Origin of the sequence: Pseudomonas sp. YNh (genome assembly GCF_037993085.1) — a bacterium.
Classification (GTDB): domain Bacteria; phylum Pseudomonadota; class Gammaproteobacteria; order Pseudomonadales; family Pseudomonadaceae; genus Aquipseudomonas; species Aquipseudomonas putida.
The window spans coordinates 24,267-42,835 of the sequence record NZ_JBBMRJ010000037.1 but is presented as its reverse complement, the minus strand read 5'-3'; the positions used below and the strand labels follow the sequence as shown (position 1 = coordinate 42,835).

General features: G+C 61.5%; 15 protein-coding genes and 1 pseudogene. 3 read left to right on the top strand and 13 right to left on the bottom strand.

Going from position 1 to position 18,569, the window contains the following annotated elements; translation table 11 throughout:
• Nucleotides 1-16: 16 nt before the first annotated feature.
• From WF331_RS26260 to WF331_RS26250, 3 genes are all read right to left on the bottom strand, one after another.
• A complete protein-coding gene (locus tag WF331_RS26260; RefSeq protein ID WP_284399004.1) occupies nt 17-475 on the bottom strand; it encodes a GNAT family N-acetyltransferase in 459 nt (152 codons plus the stop codon).
• 205 nt (nt 476-680) lie between these two features.
• Nucleotides 681-1,445 carry a hypothetical protein gene (locus WF331_RS26255; RefSeq protein ID WP_236198226.1) on the bottom strand — a complete coding sequence of 255 codons (765 nt, stop codon included), beginning with the start codon at nt 1,443-1,445 and terminating at the stop codon, nt 681-683.
• 64 nt (nt 1,446-1,509) lie between these two features.
• Entirely contained in the window at nt 1,510-2,787 is a 1,278-nt protein-coding gene (locus WF331_RS26250) for a bifunctional O-acetylhomoserine aminocarboxypropyltransferase/cysteine synthase (protein ID WP_016499044.1), read from the bottom strand.
• Nucleotides 2,788-2,996: 209 nt separating this feature from the next.
• Here WF331_RS26250 and WF331_RS26245 point away from each other — a divergent pair, with 209 nt between their 5' ends.
• Together WF331_RS26245 and WF331_RS26240 are read left to right on the top strand one after the other, a co-directional pair.
• Nucleotides 2,997-3,815: a hypothetical protein gene (locus tag WF331_RS26245; protein WP_340623454.1), complete on the top strand. Its 819-nt coding sequence runs from the start codon at nt 2,997-2,999 to the stop codon at nt 3,813-3,815.
• 169 nt (nt 3,816-3,984) lie between these two features.
• Nucleotides 3,985-4,143 carry a hypothetical protein gene (locus tag WF331_RS26240; protein ID WP_167332718.1) on the top strand — a complete coding sequence of 53 codons (159 nt, stop codon included), beginning with the start codon at nt 3,985-3,987 and terminating at the stop codon, nt 4,141-4,143.
• 621 nt (nt 4,144-4,764) lie between these two features.
• Here the strand turns inward: WF331_RS26240 and WF331_RS26235 are convergent.
• The 10 genes and pseudogenes from WF331_RS26235 to WF331_RS26190 form a co-directional block, all read right to left on the bottom strand.
• Nucleotides 4,765-6,360, bottom strand: coding sequence for a hypothetical protein (locus WF331_RS26235; RefSeq protein WP_340623453.1), 1,596 nt, complete (start codon nt 6,358-6,360; stop codon nt 4,765-4,767).
• Nucleotides 6,361-6,371: 11 nt separating this feature from the next.
• Entirely contained in the window at nt 6,372-7,403 is a 1,032-nt protein-coding gene (locus tag WF331_RS26230; RefSeq protein WP_156859864.1) for a hypothetical protein, read from the bottom strand.
• Nucleotides 7,404-7,496: 93 nt separating this feature from the next.
• Nucleotides 7,497-8,267 carry an SDR family NAD(P)-dependent oxidoreductase gene (locus tag WF331_RS26225; protein ID WP_284398995.1) on the bottom strand — a complete coding sequence of 257 codons (771 nt, stop codon included), beginning with the start codon at nt 8,265-8,267 and terminating at the stop codon, nt 7,497-7,499.
• A gap of 119 nt (nt 8,268-8,386) precedes the next feature.
• Nucleotides 8,387-10,777 (bottom strand): TonB-dependent receptor plug domain-containing protein, encoded by a 2,391-nt coding sequence (locus WF331_RS26220; RefSeq protein ID WP_413692605.1) that lies wholly within the window; start codon nt 10,775-10,777, stop codon nt 8,387-8,389.
• A gap of 153 nt (nt 10,778-10,930) precedes the next feature.
• A complete protein-coding gene (locus WF331_RS26215) occupies nt 10,931-11,428 on the bottom strand; it encodes a RidA family protein (protein ID WP_241800311.1) in 498 nt (165 codons plus the stop codon).
• 16 nt (nt 11,429-11,444) lie between these two features.
• Nucleotides 11,445-13,025 (bottom strand): flavin monoamine oxidase family protein, encoded by a 1,581-nt coding sequence (locus WF331_RS26210; RefSeq protein WP_340623452.1) that lies wholly within the window; start codon nt 13,023-13,025, stop codon nt 11,445-11,447.
• Nucleotides 13,026-13,071: 46 nt separating this feature from the next.
• Complete coding sequence (locus WF331_RS26205) at nt 13,072-15,231, bottom strand: TonB-dependent receptor (protein ID WP_016499051.1); 2,160 nt, start codon at nt 15,229-15,231, stop codon at nt 13,072-13,074.
• 440 nt (nt 15,232-15,671) lie between these two features.
• Nucleotides 15,672-15,950 (bottom strand): annotated as a pseudogene (locus WF331_RS26200) (MarR family winged helix-turn-helix transcriptional regulator); the annotation flags it as partial.
• Nucleotides 15,931-16,929, bottom strand: coding sequence for a 5'-nucleotidase (locus tag WF331_RS26195; RefSeq protein WP_049274550.1), 999 nt, complete (start codon nt 16,927-16,929; stop codon nt 15,931-15,933). The pseudogene WF331_RS26200 and the gene WF331_RS26195, both read right to left, overlap by 20 nt.
• Before the next feature lie 59 nt (nt 16,930-16,988).
• Nucleotides 16,989-17,234, bottom strand: a complete 246-nt coding sequence (locus WF331_RS26190) for a hypothetical protein (protein WP_016499054.1) — start codon at nt 17,232-17,234, stop codon at nt 16,989-16,991.
• A 357-nt stretch (nt 17,235-17,591) separates the two neighbouring features.
• Here WF331_RS26190 and WF331_RS26185 point away from each other — a divergent pair, with 357 nt between their 5' ends.
• Nucleotides 17,592-18,470, top strand: a complete 879-nt coding sequence (locus WF331_RS26185; protein ID WP_151326443.1) for a helix-turn-helix transcriptional regulator — start codon at nt 17,592-17,594, stop codon at nt 18,468-18,470.
• Nucleotides 18,471-18,569: the final 99 nt, after the last annotated feature.

The window sequence follows — 18,569 nt, the reverse complement described above, 5'->3', positions numbered from 1 at the left end:
CGTCCAGGCCCTGCCATCATGGCTTGATCAGCCGCTTCTCCAAGATGATCGTGCGTTCATCCCCGTGGTATTCATCACGCACTTTGCTGTACCCCAAGCGCTTGTAGAAACCCTGCGCCGTAATCGAAGAGGGCACTCGCAACCGCTGCGAGCCACGCATCAGCGCCTCGTTTTCGACGGTCAACATCAACTGCTCGCCGATACCCGACCGCTGATAGTCGGGGGCGACGAATACGCTTCTGACTACATCATCTTCAAGGCTGGCAGTAGCCACGACCTCATCGTGATCGGCCGCAACGAAGATCAGGCGTTTCTCAAGCAGGTCAGCAATGCGCGCTTCGCTCAACGATTGCTCGACCCTGGCAATCGTCGCGGCATCGTAGTCCGCTGCGTTTGTCTGGCGCAGGGCGGCGATGATCACTCGGCTGATGCCAGCAGCATCTTCTGGTCGCGCCCTGCGAATCTGATACTTCATGGGGTTACCTCAATTCATTGATCTGGCACGGCCACTGTGGGAACGGGTTTACCCGCGAAGCATCCTGCGCGGAGTATGGCACCGGCTGCGCCGGTGTTCGCGGGCAAGCCCGCTCCCACAGGTATGGCGCCAGGCTCAGGCGTTGCACCGTCCCTGTGGGAGCTGGCTTGCCTGCGATGGGCTGCGCAGCAGCCCCTCTGGCGCATCAACGCTTTCGTAATAGGGTAGCCAGCCCAACGGTCAGCACTACGGCGCAAAGCATGGCCAGCCCGATGGTCAGGCCAACGCCCCACACTTCGAGCAGCGCCGCCAGCACAAGATAAAACGCGATCACCCCCACCGCACCGATCGCATTGCCCCGCACCATCGCTACCATCCCGGCCCGCCCGCCTTGTACATGGGCGAACACCACCAGCGGCCAGGCAATCACCGGTATCGGGGCGAGCATCCCGCTGGTCGCCGGGCCCAACCAACTGGCCAGGCTGGTGATGATCATCAGCAGGCAAGTAGCAGACACCATGCGCAGGGGGATCTCCCAAAATCGCTGACGGGTGCGGCTCAAAGTGTCGGGTTTGGGCTCACGGCCGCTGGCGCGTATCAGCACGCCGATCAGCACCAGTGCCACGGCAATCGACAGGTACAGGTTGCCCCAGTGGGTAAACGCATAGGCGGCCACGCCATAGCACAGCAACGCCAGCAGCACGGCTGCGGCGGTGCCCAGCCTGCGCGTGGCCAACAGGTAGAAGGTGTAGGTGGCCTGCACCGCCGCCAGGCCGCCCAGTGCGCCGGGTATCGCGCCCAAGGCGAAGGCATTGCCCTGTTCCAGGCACAGGAAGGTCATTACCAGTGCCGAGGTGATCGGCAGGCCGGACAGCAACCCACCCAGCAAACCGCCCCAGCGGCGCGAGGCGAGGGAGATGGCCCACATCAGCAGGGGGGTGACGATAAGTTTCAGGTAGAACAAGGTCATTGCGGGTGTATCCAGGCTAGATGACGGTGCGCCCGCCGTCGGCATTGGGTAGGGCGCGGATGATTCACCCGCGGCTGGCCTCCAGGGCCTGGGCCAGGTCGGCGATGATGTCGTCACTGTGCTCGATGCCTATCGACAGGCGCACCATGTCCCGCGGCACGCCGGCCTTTTCCAGCTCCTCGTCGTTGAGCTGGCGGTGGGTGGTGGAGGCGGGGTGGCAAGCCAGAGACTTGGCATCGCCGATGTTCACCAGGCGCACCACCAGTTGCAACGCATCGATGAAACGCGCACCGGCTGCCTGGCCGCCCTTGATGCCGAACGACAGGATCGACGCCGGCTTGCCGCCGGTGTAGCGCTGGGCCAGTTCATGCTCGGGGTGGTCGGGCAGCCCGGCGTACTTCACCCAGGCCACCTGCTCGTGCGCTTGCAGGTAATGGGCGACCTTCAGCGCGTTCTCGGTGTGGCGCTCCATGCGCAGGGCCAGGGTTTCCAGGCCTTGCAGGATCAGGAAGGCGTTGAACGGCGACAGCGCAGCGCCAGTGTTGCGCAACGGCACCACGCGGCAGCGGCCAATGAAGGCGGCGGGTCCGAAGGCTTCGGTGTAGGTGACGCCGTGGTAGGACGGGTCGGGGGTGTTGAGCAGGGCGAAACGTTCCTTGTTATCGGCCCAGGGGAACGTACCGGAGTCGATGACGATGCCGCCGATGCTGGTACCGTGGCCGCCGATGTACTTGGTCAGCGAGTGCACGACGATGTCCGCGCCATGTTCGAACGGTCGGCACAGCACCGGGGTAGCCACGGTGTTGTCGACGATCAGCGGCACACCGTGGCGGTGGGCGGCTTCGGCCAGTGCGGCGATATCGACGATATTGCCGGCGGGGTTGCCGATGGATTCGCAGAACACCGCCTTGGTGCGTGCGTCGATCAAGGCTTCGAGCGCAGTGATGTCGTCATGGGCGGCGAAACGGGTTTGAATGCCCATGCGCGGCAGGGTGTGGGCGAGCAGGTTGTAGGTGCCGCCGTACAGCTTGGCCACCGAGACGATGTTGTCACCAGCCTCGGCGACGGTCTGGATGGCGTAGGTGATGGCCGCCATGCCCGAGGCCACCGCCAGCGCGCCAACCCCGCCTTCCAGGGCTGCCATGCGCTTTTCGAGTACATCGTTGGTCGGGTTCATGATGCGCGAGTAGATGTTGCCGGCCACTTTCAGGTCGAACAGGTCCGCGCCGTGCTGGGTGTCGTCGAAGGCGAAGGAGGTGGTCTGGTAGATCGGTACGGCCACTGCCTTGGTGGTCGGGTCGGGGCTGAAGCCCGCGTGGATGGCGAGAGTTTCCAGCTTCATGCAATCGTTCCTTGAGCGTGGGGTGGAAGCGTTCGAGCATGCGGCGGCGGGGGAAGTGGGTCAAGGACGTCGTGGTGGCGCCATACCGCAGCCCTCGGGCGCGGCTTGCCGAAGCCGGCATAAATTGGCAATCTCCGCTGCAATATCAAAAAGATATCATGCAGTGTTCCAGGCCCTGTGCATGGACGCTTATACAAAAGGGATTTCCCATGCCGCACGCTGTAAAAACGATCACCCAGGCGCTGGATGAAGCACGTGTCTTGATGGCCGACTGGGTGGTACCAGAAGGTGCCAGCGACGCAGACACCTTGGGCGAGCTGGTCGGGGTGCTGGATAACCGAACCCTGAACGACGCAATGCGCACCTTGTCGGCGCCATTTCATCAGGGCATCAACCGCAAGCTGCTGACCCCGCGTTACAAAGTCGCCTTCGACCTCCTGCACAAGTACGGGGTCATGGTGGACCCAAGCTCACTCAGCGATGAAGTGATCGAGCGCCTCTACCCGCGGGTCAACTACCCGCGCTTCAGCTATGGGCAGACCTTGCGCGAGTGGAGCGACGCGGTACTGGGCGAAGGCGAGCAGGTGCAGTTCTTTCTGCCGCAGGCCCCGCGCCGCAATACGCACTTGGCCACCGTGCAGTTCCTCAGCGATGACATTCGCGAGCTGACCGACGCGTTGGTCAAGGCTGCCTGCCCGGCTGATGAGGCAGAGGTGGGGGGCGTTGAGGAAGACAGCGCCTATGATCCCGAAGTGCGGCTGGCCGCACCCACGGAGCTCGCCGCCGAAGCGCAGGACATTACCTCGGGGGCGCGGCGAGGCATCAATACCCTTATTGCCCTGGGCGAAGAAGCCGAGGAACGCTGGTCGCCGGCCATGCGTGAATGCATCGCTGCGGTCAGGAAGAATCACGAGCGGGATGAAGAAGCGGACACGCTGGACGTGATGGTCGAGTTGGTCGACCGTCTCGACAAGCTGGCCCGCGAAGCCCGCAAGTTGCTGCAGGAGCGCGACACCGGCACATGCTGACTACCCGCCGGCCCAAGCGCTGGCAAGACTTGTTCACTACGCCCTGATGACTGCGCCAACTGTAAAGTTATGCAAAGTTTCCCTGTGCCATCACCCCACAGCTCTAGAATCCGCCCGCTGCCGAACCGGCTACTGGCAGGCAGCAGATCTAACCCTGTGGAGCGTTCCAATGAAGTCGAAACAGCTTTTCCGTGCAGCCCTGGTTGCAGTCCTGGTATCTAGCCTGTCGGGTTGCTGGATGTTCATGCCGCCGGGCGGTGGCGGCGGTCACGGTGGTGGCCACGGTGGCGGTGGCTTCGGCGGCCATCAGGGCGGCGGCCCTCGCTGAGCTGACCTCGCGATGGAACGCACTGCCTCGGCCGGGATGCAACTGGGCACCCGGCGCGAGAGCATTCATCAGCATTTACGGGGCCGGCGGCTCGTCCGCCTGCCCATCTGGCCGCTGCCATCCTGTCCCCAGAAGCCTCTACTCCCTCAACTGCCCAGCTCAGACAGGGATTGAGACCTCAGTGTTAGCTCAGACCGTCAGTTTTGCCTTGATCAACTGCTTGTCCGCGACGCTTCTCGACGCGAATATCGAATTGGTCTTGCACCATTCTAAGGCCTTTAAAGACGCCCAGGCTGCCGAACTTGTACATGGAATTTAGAATTCGGTAGCCCAGATCGGACGACGGTTTGAAAATGTCAAATAGCAAAAATAGTATGAGTCCAAGGGCGAAAAAAAATAATCCGACTGTGAGTGACCATATGAGCCGGATTACTGCGGTGATAATAAACAAAGCTTGATTTCCTATCGTGTGTGTAATGAGTGCATCAGGTGCTGGTGTTCATTGAAATATGTTCAGCACTTTCCTGTACTACTGGATTGCAGTTAGTAACTCTAACCCGTAGCCTGCGGTGAGCAGGCTACGCCGGAGAAATAACCCTGTCGCTCCAGCGTAGCTATAAATCAAGCTGGCAGTGGCGGATCCAGCAAATACCCATCCAGCTCTTCAATGATACTCACCGACAATGCCAATTGCCCACTGATGCGGGTATCCAGGGCGCCAATCACCTGCCTGTCTCGCTCTGCCCGCACAACACCAAACAGGTCGAGCTTATCGAGCAGATAGCAGACAAAGGTCATGCTCAGCGCCGTCGCTGCGCCTACCAGAATTGCCGTCAGCATGCCGGCTATCGGAGCAAACAGCGGCACACTTAGAATCAGCTTTTCGGCAGCTTCTTCCAACGCAACGCCGCCGACCACCACGCCACCTGCCGCCAGCAGCTTCAACGCTTCGTGCGCCGCCTGGGCGAAGGTCATGTCCTTAGGTGGGAAAAGGAAGGTTTTCAATGCCTTGAGCAGCGAGAAAATACCTTCGCGTATCATCCGCACGGCTCGTTTTCCGGTGGTGACAAACAAGTTCACCAGCACGGTTACTGCATTGGAGATAAACCCGGATATGAACCCGCCACTGAAGCTGTCGAGCATCTGCTCCCACTTGGCTGCAACTTTATCGCCGACACGCTTAAAGCGCTTGCCCAGCTCGGCCAATAAGGTGTCGCTTTCGCGGCCATTGCGGTAGAGGTCTTTGATCTCGTCCAAGGCGTTGCTGAACAGCTCTACCATCAACAGGCCGAAGGCTTGCTGGGCGCCCATCTTCAAGCCTTCGGTCATACCCGTCTGGGCAGCGTGGGTCGAGTAGAAGGCGGCTTTCTCTGCAGCGGTGGGGCCGTGGCGCTCAGCTGCGGCCTGGCCGCGTTGGACTGCTGCCTCAAGTCGCTCACGGTCAATGCCATAGTGTTGTTCGTTGCTGACCGAACGACCGTTGGACTTTTTATCCAGCCAGTCCAGTTTGTCTTCATCACTCATCGAGTGGTTGATGCCGCGCTGGGTGGAGGTCAGGTTTTCGGTATCCGTCGCAAAGTCGGCGCGTTGGGTCTTCGACTGCATGTAGCCGCCGTTCTTGTGATAAGACTTCAGCGGCACGATATGGTCGGGACTGGTATGCATGCCCATGACGGTTTCGCCAGTGTATCCGTCAACCAGCTGATCCTTGTTGTCCAACTGCCCTTTGGTGAAGGTGGCACCTACCGACTTCTTGCTGTCACCGGCAAACTTCTTACCTTGGCTGTTAAAGCCTCTGTCGTAGTCGTTGCGGTTGTACAGTTCGTCGGCGTTTGCATAGATGCCTTGCTGGGCATTGTGAATAGTCGTCACATTGCCCCCTTGTTTGTCGTAAACCGCAAGCACTTTACCCAGCCCCAACGGGCCGGCAATGGCCGAGACAATGTCGCGTTGTGCCTTGGCCAGCAGCTCTGAGACCCGCGCCTGATCGAACTCCTTTTCAAGTTCGTCCAGCAATACGTGAGCATCTTGCGGTGCAGTTTGCAGAGTAAGGCTCAGCGAGGCGTGATAATCCAGGCTGGCGAGACGTGTGGCGTCGGCTTCGCTGGCCAGCAGGACAGCCACGTCCTCAGGATTGGCTGCGGCATGAGTCAGCGGGCGGTTGGCCAGTTGCGCGCGAAGTGCTTGTTGCTTTCGGAACAGTTCAAGCTTGCTCATCGGCGCTTTCCTTAGGCGGCTTTCAGGTGGTTCCAGGCTTGCATGAAGGCTGCTTCCTGCGGATGAACGCTGGCTTTGCCAAGAACGACCATGTTGATGATTTCGTCGAAGATGGCCATGTCCATGCCCGACTCTGCTGCCATGGTGAAGGCTTCCCTGACGCTTGGTGGCAGCAGATAAAGCGATTCGATCTTGCCCTGCACGGCTTGCGGAATGGCACCCGCAGCGACACCGGCAATGAACTGCTCTATACCTTCACGATCCTCGTCGGTTATCCCGCCTTTGCAATTGGCCGTCGCCACCGCAACCGCATTCAGCGCGATGATGGCATTGAAATGCTTGCCAGCAAGCTTGAGGCTCTGCATGGCCTTTTCCAGTTGCTGATGAAGATTTGTTATTTCGGCCAGGTGCTCGGCCTTGGCTTGTTTGCGACCAGCCTCGACGCCAGCCTTGTGAATTTCTTCATCACCGTCGAGGTTCGCTGCGACCACGGCGCCGGCGACACCGGCGCTCACCGCGGCGGCGACTGTGCCGGCTCCAGCCAGTGAACCGAGCAATGTTGCGCCCCCGGCCAGTGAGCCACCCCCGGTAAAGGGCGCGGCAGCAACAGCACCAACTCCGATCGCGGCGCCGCCGAGCACTTTCCAGTAGTTTATTTCTTTCTCTCCCGAGGCAACGCCCTCTACATAATTGCGAGTGGCGTCGTAACCGTCGGATACCGTTTCACTAACGGTATCAGCGGCGTCGGAGAGGGTTTCGACGGTGGAGCTGTATGCGCTTGAAGCCGTCTCGGCGACCGTATCCGCCACGTTGCTGACGGTTTCAACGGTGGCATCGTAGGCATTGGATACCGTTTCGGAGACGCTATCGGTAACGTCACCTACGGTTTCCTTAACCGAATCGTAGGCCCGGGACAACGCATCCCCGATAGACGAGAAGATGAATGTGCTGCTCAGCGTACCGCGTGGCATCGGGACACTGTCGTGGCTGACCAGGTGGGAGCCGAAGCCTTCAGTGGGTTGCAGGAAAATAGTTCGATACACGTGAGGCCATCCTTGAGGGAAATGTACACTAGATTTTCCCCAGAGACGCACTGATGTCAATATGCCTTTATGGGCGGTTTGGGGCCTGATAGCTCACCACGCTATCCGCTCGCCATCCCACCCCCAAAAACTGCCAGTCTCCGACGGCCCAAGCCGCCCCACCTGCTCAATCACACACTGTGCCGCAAACGCCGGCTCAAACAGCTTCCCCTCCGGCACATTCCCTTGAAATGGCCGCGACAGCTCGGTATCGGTAGTCCCCGGATGCAGCGCCAGCACCGTGGCGGCCGGGTTCAGGCGTTTCAGTTCGATGCTTGCGGTGTGCAGCAGCTGGTTCAGCGCCGCCTTGCTCGCGCGATAGCTGTACCAGCCGCCCAGTCGATTGTCGCCGATCGAACCAACCCTGGCCGACAGGGCTGCGAAGGTGGCGGGCTGAGTGCGCAGCAGTGGCAACAGATGCCTGAGCAACAGGATCGGCGCGAATGCATTGGTGGCGAAGCTGGCTTGCAGGCTGGTGAGGTCCAGTTGGGCCAGTGATTTCTCGGCTTTGGTGCCCTCCTGGTGGAGGATACCGAGTGTGCTGATAACCAGGTGAAGGTGCGGGCAGGCAAGGCCCACCTCGCTTGCAAGCGCAGCCAGCGCCTGCTCGTCGCGAGCATCGTAATCCAGCAGTACCACGCGTTCGCCATGTGCCTGGGCCAGCGCAAGCAGGCCGTCAGCAGTGCGGGCGTGTCGCGACACAGCCCAGACCCGGCTTACATCATCGCGGGCCAGCAACGCCGCACACAGTGCCAGGCCGATACCTCGGCTGGCACCACATATCAGCACGTGGGCATTGTCAGATAACCCGGGGATCAGGCTCATTGGGGGCGCCTCGTGTTTCGAATGAATCTAGCCTACCGGCATGGTCTTTTGTTTTAAATATGCGTTCTAGCTTGGGTTTTCGAGGCCGCTTTGCGGCCCCAGTCTGCAAACGGTGCATATCAGAAGTTGTAAGTCAGCCGGGTGAAGTAGTAACCCCCGGTAAAGCCATAAGGCGAATAGGCCCCATACCCCTTGGTCATGGTCTTGCTGCTGGGGTTCTGCCGTTCGGGGTAAACATCAAACAGGTTCTGCGCCCCCACGGCCAGGTTGAGGTCTTTGGTCAGCTGATACCCCACGTCGATATCGGTGATCCAGCGCGCCTTGTACTCCCGGTCCAGGCTGCGGTCGGTCGCCGAGTTCACTTCACGCCATGAACCATAGCGGGTCAGGGTGAGGTTGCTGGTCCAGCGCTCGCGTTGCCAGTTGGCGCCCAGAATCAACTTGGTGTGCGGCTGCACCTCAGTCAAAAAGTTGCGCGCCTGGCGGTCCATCAGGCTGTAGTCCGTGCCCTGGATAGTGACGTTCTCCTTGTAGCTGAGGATCTGCGTCTGGTTCCAGTTGAAGGCAGCTGTCCATTTCAGTTGCCCCCAGTTGCCCAGGTTCTGGTCGAAATTGCCCACCAGGTCCAGGCCCTTGGTGCGGGTGCTGGCGCCGTTGGTGAAATAGCGTCCGCCAGAGGTGGAGTCGATGCCGTTGTCCAGCAGCGCCTGGGTCACTTCGTCGCCCAGCAGGGTACCGGTGAGCGTGATGCGGTCGCGCACATTGATCACGTAGGCATCCGCAGTAAACGACAGCTGCGGGGCAGGCTGGTAGGTCAGGCCCAGGCTGTAGTTGGTCGAGCGCTCGGGCTTGAGTGCGGTGGCGCCCAATGCCTTGGCTGCCGCCGAGTCCACCGGCAGTACGCCGTAGTTGATCGACTGGTATACCCCATTGACCACGCCGTAGGTGGTCGAGCGGGCGCTGAACAGGCTGTTGGCCAGCGAAGGTGCACGAAAGCCGTTACTGACCGTGGCGCGCACGGCTAGCTCGGGGGTGAAGTCGTAGCGGGTGGTCAGCTTGCCGCTGCGGGTGGCACCCACTCCACGGTTGTAGTGTTCATAGCGCAGCGCGCTGCCCAGGTACCACTGCGGCAGCGGGTTGAAGCCGACCTCGATGTAGCTGGCCACGCTGTTGCGGCTGGTGCTGGTGGCTTCGTCCGGCGAGATGCCGTTGGTGACCTGTGCACCGGAGGCGGCGCAGTCGCCGGGCGCACGGCAGTAGCCGCCGTTGGCCCACGAGGCCCAGTCGCCATCGCGCACCTGATAGGTATCACGCCGGTGTTCCAGGCCCCAGGACAGGTCAAGCGGCTTGTCCAGGCCGATGTCGAAGCTGCGTTGCAGGTCCAGGTTGCTGGTCAGCTGTGTGGCAATCCAGGTGCCCGATTCGAAATGGTTGGGCGTGGCCTCGCCCAGCGAGGCGTTCTGGTTGTGCGTGGTGCCCTGCAGCGCCTCGTTGCGCCCGTAGGTGCTGGACAGGTCCCAGGCCCATTCCCCGGCATTGCCCTTGGCGCCGAAGGCGCCCTGCACATCATCTTCCTCGATGTACCAGGTGGGCGTGTAGCCACCGGGGTAGCCGTTGGGGCCGGTGGTGATGGTGTTGGTGATGGTCGGCAGGCGGAAGTTCTGGCCCTGCTCGGCCTTGCGGTGCGAATAGGTGGTGAAGGAATACAGGGTCAGGTCGTCGCTTAGCGGCAGTTCGGCGTTGTAGCCCAGGGTCAGCAGGTTGATCTTCGGCGTGCCGTAGCCGCCGTAGGTCGACTTGCCGGCCTTGTCGAAGGCTTCGGCATAGCTGTAGCCGTTGGCGCTGGCCTTGTTGTCGTCGTTCTGGCTGCGCGCATCCAGGGCCAGCTGCACGATGCCGCTGTCACCGACCTCGAAGCCCTTGTTCAAGCCTTGCTGCACGGTCTGCTTCTTGCCGTCGTAACCCTGGCCTGCGTTGGTCACCGAGGTGCCGGAAGCGTCGGCCTTGAGGATCACGTTGATCACCCCGGCGATGGCGTCGGAGCCGTACTGTGCGGCTGCGCCATCGCGCAGTACCTCGACGTGGTCGATAAGGCTGATGGGGATCAGGTCAAGGTCGGTGGGTGCTGCGCCCGCATGGATGCCGCTGATGTTAAGGGTGGCGCTGGTATGGCGGCGCTTGCCGTTCACCAGTACCAGCACCTGGGCCGCATTCAGCCCGCGCAGGCTGGGCGCACGGGCCATGCCGCTGGCGTCCCAGCCGGTTTTTTCCGGCAGGGTGAAGGATGGCACGGTGGCGCTGAGGGCTTCCATCAGGCCGGGCTTGCCGGTTTGCTGCAGTTGCTTGGCGCTGATCACATCGATCGGCACCGGGCTGGTGGTGACGGTGCGTTTTTCCGAGCCGCGGTTGCCGGTGACGATCACGGTGCCCAGCTGTGACGGGGCCGTGGCCTGGGCAGCGCCCTCGGCAAATGCGTCAGGCGCGGCCAGGCCGGTGGTACCAAGGGCCATGGTCAGCAGTGCGGGTTGCAGGCGCGGGCTGGGCAGTTTCAAGGCGTGAAGCATGTTCGCTCTCCATGAGCGCTGTCGAACAGCGGGTGCACAGGGGCCGCCCGCCGGGTGGCCCCGGCAGGCAAGCAATAGGGGAAATTGGCTAGCGGCGTATCAGGGCGCTTTTGCAGCGACCGCTTCGATCTCGACCAGGGCGCCCGGCAGGGGCAGGGCCACCACCTGCAAGGCGGTGCGGGTTGGCTTTTTCGGCTGCTCGGCAGTGGCGAAAAATTCGGTGTAGGCGGCTTGCAGCCCGGCAAAATCCAGCTTGCCCTCGGTGGCCGGGTCGCCTACCAGAAACACCCTCAGCTGTACGACGTCACCCAGGCCCAGACCCTGGCTTTGCAGCGCAGCCTGGATCTTTTTCAGCACTGAGCGGGTCTGGGTTTCGGTGTTGCCATAGGCGGCAATGGTCTGTGGTGGTGCCTTGGGGTCGGCAACGTCGGGCAAGGTGCCGCTGACGAAGGTCAGCGAGGTGCCGGCGGGTACGGTGACCAGTTGCGAAATGGGGAACTTCGAGCCTGGCGGGTCGACACGCTTGATGGTGTCGGCCTGGGCGGTAAGTGCGGACAGTGACATGAAGGCTCCAAGCAGCAGGGCAGTCGTGTTCATCAGAGGGCTTCCTTGTTCAGGCGGCGACGCCGCGTTGCTGTTGCAGGGCGTGCCGGGCGATCTGCCCGACCACATGGCGTGCCGAGTCCGCAGCGCTGTTCTGCCAGATGCCCACCCCGCCATGGGCCAGTGCATCGCTGGCCAGCCAGGTGCGGCCCCGGGGCTGGTTGAGGTGCGAGTAGCCGGGTTCGGCCAGCACGTCGTGGACAATCCATGGGCTTTCGCTGAACGGCACCTTGGACCAGTTCACCGCCACGCCGCGCTGCAACTTGCCGGCATGGCCCGGGTGCAGCGACTCCACGGCCTGGCGCGACGACGCCAGTTGCTGCTCTGTCGAACGCGTGGCGAATGTGCGCGCCACTTCGCCGGTGTTGTAGGTGCCCACCAGGATGCCCTGGGCACTGTTCAGGTGGTCGCTGGGGTACCACAGCAGCCGCGCTTCGTGGTTGATGTAGGAGAGCCCGCCGTAGATCTGGAACTCGCTTTCCCAGAAACGAGGCGCCTGCCATGCCACCTTGTTGGCCAGGTCTGGCTTGGCCTGGGCGATGGCCGCCTGGGTCGTCTTGCCAAAGTTGTGGTCGACCCGGGCCAGCAGTGGCAGGGGAATGGTGACGATGGCGTAGTCGGCCGTTTCTACCTGGGTCTTGCCGCTGCGACGGTCCCGCCAAGTGACCTGGCTGGACTTGTCGCCGGTGCGGATCGCCTGCACTTCGGCGTGCAGCTGCACCTTGTCCTGCACCTTGGCGTACAGGGCTTTGGCAATCTGGTCCATGCCGCCGACCGGCTGGAACATGGTGGCGGAAAACTCCGGGATCTCGTCGAATACCAGCGGCAGCATCAGGTTAGGGTTTAACAGTTGTCTGAGTGCCACGGGCTGGCGCTGGATCGGGGTCTGGTCGCCCGCCCCGGCGAAGCGGGTATAGCCGGCGCGGACCGAGCCCTTGTAATGGCGCTGCTCGTCGAGGTCGCCGTATACCTTTAGAAAGTCCAACAGGGCCTTCTGGTCGCCGGTGTCCAGTTCCTTGTCCAGCGCTTTGCCGCTGATGCTGCGCGACAGCAGTTCGCTGAGGTGCCCACGGGTGTCATTCACCGCCTGGCGCAGCAGTAACGGCGGCTGCGCTAGGTCCGGTTGGGCGAGGGCGTTGCGGCTGCTGTTGACCAGCACTTCCAGCGGGACGCCCAGCTCGCGGCAGTAGCCGAGGATGGTCAGGTGATGGCTGGGCAGGCGTGCGGGCCCTGCATTGAAATAGTGGCCGTTGTCGAAACGCACCTGCTGGCGGCTGCCGTCATTGTGCAGTACCTCGTCGCCGTTGCGCAGCGTCCACGCACGCCCGCCGATTCGCTCGCGGGCTTCCAGCACGCGCACCTCAAAACCGGCTTTGCCAAGTTCATAGGCTGCCACCAGGCCGCTGATGCCAGCCCCCACCACCAGCACGCGCTTGCCGTTGCCGGACGTGGTCGGCAGGCCCAGCGGCTGGAAGGTGCTGGCCGTGGCCGCAGTAGGCAACAGGCCCAGCGCGGACAGGCTGCCAAGCGCGGCGCCGTAGCTGCCAGCGGCCATCAGGTGGGCAATAAGGTCTCTACGGGTCAAGCCCATGGTGTGTTCTCCTTGCAAGTGGAAAGTGAGTCCGTTCAGCGCGGCGCTACAGCTCGTAGCGCACACTCAGCAGCACGGTGCGTGGGTCGTTGACCGAGTAATAGGCGGTGCGGCTGGCGGCCGAGTAGGCAATGCTTTGCGGGTAGGCGCGGTCGAGCAGGTTCTTGACCGACAAGGTGGTGGTCCAGTGGCCGTCCGCGCTGGCATAACTGGTGCTGGCATTCCAGAAGCCCTGGGCAGGTACTTCGTAGATGTCGGCGTTCAGCGGGTTGGCGTAGGAGCGGGTCTGGTACTGGTAGTCGGTGTTGGCCACCAGCTCACCCGGCAGGTTGACGGGCACCGTCCAGTTCAGGCCAAGGCTGGCGTTCCATTCCGGTGCAAAGATCATTTCCTTGCCGTCGGCACTCACGCCTGGGCCACTGGCATTCTGGAAGTCGTCGTACTGGCTTTTCAGGTAGCCCAGATTGGCAGTCAGGCGCAGGTCGCGTGCCAGTAGCACGGTGTTTTCCAGCTCCACGCCGTAGGTGTGGGCACTGCCGACGTTCGTACGCAGGTTGGCGCTGATGGCCGGGTCCCAGGCATTGGTCTGCAGGTCGTCGTAGTCGTTATAGAAGAAGGCGATGTTGCTGCGCAGGCGGCCATCGGCAAAGTCGCCCTTGAAGCCCACCTCATAGGTGGTGACGTTTTCCGGATCAAAGCCCTGCTCGGCAGCGGCGCGGGTTGGCGCGCGGTTGTCGAAGCCGCCGGCCTTGAAGCCCCGGGCCACATAGCCGTACTGCACCAGGTTATCGCTCCAGGCGTACTCCAGGCCGATCTTGGGGCTGAGGGATGCCCAGGAATCACTGGTTTCGGCAGCGAAGTTGGTGCCGGTGATTACCCGGTCGGTGGTGATGGCGTAGTTGCTGTAATCGAAATTCTTGTGCTCGTGGGTGAAGCGCAGGCCGGTGGTCAGCGACAGGCGAGGGGTGAGCTTGTAATTGCTCTGGCCGTACAACGCATAGCTTTCGGTATCGGTGGTGCTGTATTGGCCGCTGGCATTGACCCGGTTTTGCGCCACCGAAAAGGTCAGGCTGTCGCGCTCGGCGCGAAACCGCTCCTTGTACAGGTACACACCGAGGGTGTAGCTGAACCTGTCGTATTCGCCGTTGAGCTGGAACTCCTGGGTGGCGTAGCGCTGCTTGTAGGTGATCAGGTTGTTCTGGATCGGCGATGCAGTGCCGCTGTTGGCCTGGCCGGAGTTGTCGTAGTCCACCGGCTGGTCGAACTCGGACCAGGCCGTGACCGACTTGAAGTTCAGGTGGTCATCGATGCTGTAGATCGCGCGCAGCACCGCACTGCCCTGGTCCAGCTTGTTCTTTGGGTCGAGGCTGCTGTAGGTCTTGAACTTGTCGAAATGGCCGTTGGCCGGGTTGAAGGGGGTATAGCTGGTGGTATCGCCGCGGTCGAAGGTGCCGGCCAGGGTCAGTTGCACATCCCAGGGCGAATCCTGCGGGGCCAGGCGCAGCTTGCCGCGGTAGGACTGGATGTCGATGTTGTTGACGTCCTTGTCACGGGTGCGGTTGTACACGGTGCCGTCGCGGGTCAGGCGTATGGCCGAAAAGCTGCCGAACAGGGTGTTGTCCACCAATGGCCCGCTGACCAGCAGGCGGCCGTTCTGTGCGTTGAAGTTGCCGGCACCCAGCTCGACGAAGGCGCGCGCCTGCTGGGTCGGATCGCGGGTGATTACCCGTATCGCGCCGGCTGCACTGTTGCGCCCGTACAGGGTGCCTTGTGGGCCGCGCAGCACTTCAACGCGCTCCACGTCGTTGAAGTCCAGCATCGAAGAAATCGCCCGCGGGATGTACAGGTCATCGGCGTATACCGCAACGGCCGCTTCCTGAATCGGGTCGGTCTCGCCAATACCGCGTATGCCGTAGGTTTGTGCGCTGTAGGAAATGGACTGGCGGTTCAGGGTGAGGTTGGGCACCCGACCGGACAGGTCGCGGATGTTGTTGATCTGCGCATCCTGCAGGGTGCGCTCGTCGAAAGCGCTGATCGCCAGCGGGGTTTTCTGCAGGTTCTCTTCACGGTGCTCCGCTGTGACGGTGACGGTTGGCAGCTTGTCGCCCGGCGTTTGGGCAGGCTCGGCGAAGGTCGTGGGCGTGAAGAGGGCAAATGCAACGGCGGCGGACAGGTGAGGGCGTACAGGGTAGGGCAAAGGCTTCATGCTGCAGCTTCCAGATAACCAGCATCGAGTGGGATTTCGGATACCTGGATACCGCAGCCGGGTGTGATGACCGAGGCGCAAGGAGGTATTAGGTTCCTTTGCCTCCGCCAGTCAGGGGTCGGTCTGGTGAGAACATATCTCTATGAAAAAACGTTTTGAAATACTTTTTGCGTCTAAGCTAATATTATTAATATGAATTAATAAAAATGCCTAAAATTCAATAAATGCATTTTATGGTTGAGATAGAGGTGGTTTTCAGACGCCGAGTGGCCATGAACCTGTTGCTTGCGGGTGGCGCAACGGCGGCTGGCGCCCGTGCCGACGAGGGTTACTTCGAACCGCTGCGGGCCAAGGTTCGTAAGCCTCAAGGATGAAAAGCAAACGTCTTTGGCCAACGCAGGGGGCTAGCTGTCTCCGGTTTGCACCACTGCGCCTGAGCGTTACTCCAGGTAAATCTTGGTCAACAACCGCAACAACTGGTCCCGCTCCTCATCATCCAGCGCCGAGGTCGCCTCGCGGTCGCTGTCCTTGGCGATCTGCTTCAGTTCCTTGAGCAGCGCTTCTCCCGCCTTGCTCAAGAAGATCCCGTAAGACCGCTTGTCCGGCTTGCACCGCACGCGCACGGCCAAGGCCCGCTCTTCCAGCTTGTTCAGCAGGGGCACCACCTGCGGTGGCTCGATCGCCAGCGAGCGCGCCAGTTCAGCCTGCAGCAACGCCGGTGTCGTCCTGCTCCCGCACAGGCGTGTCGTGCGGGGAGAGCGTCGTTGAACGCCCCCTGTTCGCCACCCCGAACGGCACATGCACCATCGGCAAATCCCCTGCCGGCGACTGCAAGTGGCTGCGCTGGTCGTCGAAGAACACATGGGGCTTCAGGATCGACAACACCCTGGGCTTCTCCATGCCGCCGAGAAAGAAGCACTCGTCCGGCGATACGCCCCAGTCCTTCAACGTCGTCACCACCCGCTCATGTGAAGGCGCATTGCGCGCCGTGACAATGGCAATCCGCAAGATCCGCTTGTAGTCCGGGTTCTCGGCCAGCTTGCGGTCCTCCAGCATGCGTATCAGCGAAAGCTTGCGGTACAGGTCCGCCAGCGGCCCTGGCGAATGCGGAATGCCCTTGTGTACGCGCTCGTGCTCCTGAAAGTCATCCAGGTTGTCGTTGCGCTTGTACACGCTCTCCGCCTCGTCGTCGGCAATCACGCCATCGAAGTCGAAGGCTACGCGCAATTCGGTGTCGATCTCGTCATCGTAGATGCGCGTCGGCAGCACCCGCCCGGCCGGGTAGTTGGCGTCGATGGCTTTCTGCACGTCTTCCTCATTGGCACTGAGGAACAGCGAGGCGTTGAATGCCGGGATGTACTCGTAGGGCGAGCGGCCCGACATGAACGCCGCGCGGGTGATGTCCAGCTGATAATGGTTGATCGAACGAAATACCCGCAGGCCGGTTTCCGGGGAGTTGCGCGAGAGCAGCACCACCTCTACCGGCAGTTGCTCGGGGAAGGCCTGGTTGATGCTCAGGAAGCGGCGAATGAACGGGAACGCCACGCCTTTGGGGAATGGCTCGTCCAGGTTCTGCTGCTGGTGATGGCGGTACGCCTCGACACCCTGGGTCTTGTAGATGTCGTCCGAGACGGTAAGGTCGAACAGCGCACTCGAGGCAACGCCAATGACCAGTTTCTGTTCGATGGGGTAGGGCATTGAGCAACTCCTGAGCCTGTGCTGATGGCAAGTGTACGCCTGCGCGGTGACGAAAGCCCTCAGGCCTCCGGCACCAGTCCGAGCAGCACCTGAACCTGGCGCTGCAACTGGCTCACATGCTCGCGCTCTGCACGCAGCGCGGACTGCAGCTCGCGGTTTTCCTGTTTATGGATGCGAGCGGAGCGCTCCAGCTCGCGGTCGCCTTGCAGCAGGTCCCACATCTCGCCTTGGCGAGCGTGCTGCAGACACACCAGCAGCAGGGTGATGCCGCAGACGCCCAGCAGAGAGATTTCGATAGCTTCCATGTGACGCTTCCTTGGGTAGTGGCAGTTTGCCGGTAAGCGAAACGATATGTCCATAAAGACTACATGTCGATAATGGAGACTTGTACAGGTAAAGCAATGGTGCATATCCGGCGGGCTGCTTGCGGACAGGTTAGGATGAGTACTGAAGGCTTTTTGACATCATGGCTGCCGGCGACGCCGCGCTAGACAAGCCCTTGGCTGCAATCGCGCTGTATCACAGCGGCGATGAACGATTCTGTCAGCATATGCCTGTTTACTTTACATATCTGTCAGGCTTGATGTGCAAACGGATGGATATGTATGATCAGGCGACACGTCATCTATCGAGGTGCTTGTTGCCACCCTACAGGAGCCGACATGAAACGCACGCAACGCATGGAGCAAACCCGCTGGGACCTGGCCTTGCGCTACCGGTTGATCGAGACGGTGGTCTGGTGGGAAGGTCGGCTGACCACCAATCACCTGATCCAGAGTTTCGGCATCAGCCGCCAGCAGGCGTCGAAGGACATCAACACCTACATCAATGACTACGCGTCGAAAAACCTGGTCTACGACAAGCAGATCAAAGGCTATGTCCCGACCCGACAGTTCAAGCCGCTGTTCATCGACGACAGCGCCAGCGCCTACCTCGACCTGCTCAACCAGAACAACGAACGCGCCCCACATATCGAAGGGCTGGCCTTGGCCTATGCCCACACCGAAGTGCTGAAGGTGCCCGACCGCTCGGTCAAACCCGAGGTCCTGCGGCCGTTGCTCAAGGCCTGCCGCGAAAAGCGTCGCCTGGACATCGACTACGTGTCGTTCAACACCCCCGAACTCGAGGGACGCATCATCGCCCCGCACACGCTGGTGTACACCGGCATGCGCTGGCACGTGCGGGCCTATTGCGAAAAGAACCGCATGTACCGCGACTTTGTACTCAGCCGTTTCCGTGGTGTGCCAGATGTGCACGAGGAGCAGACCGAGAATGGTATCGACCAGGACGTGGAATGGAACACACCGGTCGATGTGATCTTCAAGCCGGACGAACGCCTGACACCCGCGCAGCGGGCCATCATCGAGGTGGACTACGGCATGACCGACGGGCAGTTGGTGGTGGGCAGCTCCCAGGCATTGGTCAAGTATGTGGTGAAGCGCTTCGGGGTGAACCCCAACATGCATGATGCAAGGCCCGAAGCGCAGCAGCTGGTGCTGGCGAACCGGGCCGAACTGAAGCCTTGGCTGAACCTTGATTGAAGCTTGGGCAACGGCAGGTAACGGGGCCGCAGGGCAGGTGCCTGTACTGCACGCGGCCACGCATTGCAGACCTCCCCGTTACAGATCAACCACTCAAAT